This window comes from Bradyrhizobium sp. Mp27, from assembly GCF_029953005.1.
In the GTDB taxonomy this organism is placed as follows: Bacteria; Pseudomonadota; Alphaproteobacteria; order Rhizobiales; family Xanthobacteraceae; genus Bradyrhizobium; species Bradyrhizobium barranii.
Genome location: NZ_JASAUS010000533.1, coordinates 1 through 1,011, shown reverse-complemented (window position 1 = coordinate 1,011; position 1,011 = coordinate 1). Strand labels below are relative to the sequence as shown.

The following is a 1,011-nucleotide window of genomic DNA, read 5'->3' as shown; positions in this document are numbered from 1 at the left end:
TTGGCCGGGGTTGCGCAGGCGACACGAGCGCGGATTGCCGTGGCGTGATCGTCGTGAGCCTCGGCCTGCCGACCATTGTCGTCGGCGTCGCGCCGCACAGCGCGGCTGAAGAGGTCGCCGTATTCCGCGGGGGTACGGATCAGCGGATGATCCTGGGTGAGCGGCGATGCCGGCTGTGGCGTCACTCCAACCTGCTCGATCGCCTGTTCGAACAACCGCTCGACGGTCGCACGCACGTGCTTGTAGCGGTAGATGCGGTTGTCGATGGCGTGCGCGCAGGCCTGCTCGACCAGCCGCGCCGGATACTTCCGGCCCAGCCCGACAATGCCCCACATCGCGCGCTGTCCGGGGCGCCCTTCGGTGTCGAACACCTGCTGGCACAAGGCCCTGGTCTGCGGTCCGATGCGCTCGGCGCTCGCCAGCAGCACGGCGGTTTGCCGCGACGGGTTGAACGGCCGTTCGCTGGTCGGCAGGACGACAGAACCGGGGTGCGCCATCCGGGAATGAACACGCAGCAGCGCACGGGTGTGGCGATCACGGATCTCGATCGTGGTGGTGTAGATGCGCACGACGACCTGGCTGCCGATCGGCGCGGGCCGCGCGGCGTAATAGCTGTTGTCGACGCGTACGGTGGTGTCGTCGCAGACAGTCCGGACGACTTCGGTGAAGATGCGGAAGGGAGCGACAGGCAGCGGCCGCAGGTGCGGCTTCTCTTCCTGGAACATCGCCTCGACCTGACGGCGCGTGCTGCCGTGGATGCGTTTGGAAGCCCAGTTCTCCTCCCAGTGCCTCAAGAACTCGTTTTGCGCCTCCAGCGTCTCGAAGCGCCGTCCGGCCAGCGCAGTGCCCTGGGTATGTTGAATCGCATTCTCGACGCATCCTTTCCGATTTGGATCGGCCACGTGCGCGTTTCGCGGGATCGTGAGCGCGGATTTCAGGGGATCGTGAGCAGAGATTTCAGACGATCGTGAGCAACGATTTCGCGGGATCGTGAGCAAGGCTTTCGGAGCC

At 65.8% G+C, this 1,011-nt stretch carries 1 pseudogene; it reads right to left on the bottom strand.

Annotation, left to right across the window (positions count from 1 at the left end):
- Positions 1–902: pseudogene (istA, locus tag QJT78_RS51560) on the bottom strand (IS21-like element IS1631 family transposase); the annotation flags it as partial.
- Positions 903–1,011: the final 109 nt, after the last annotated feature.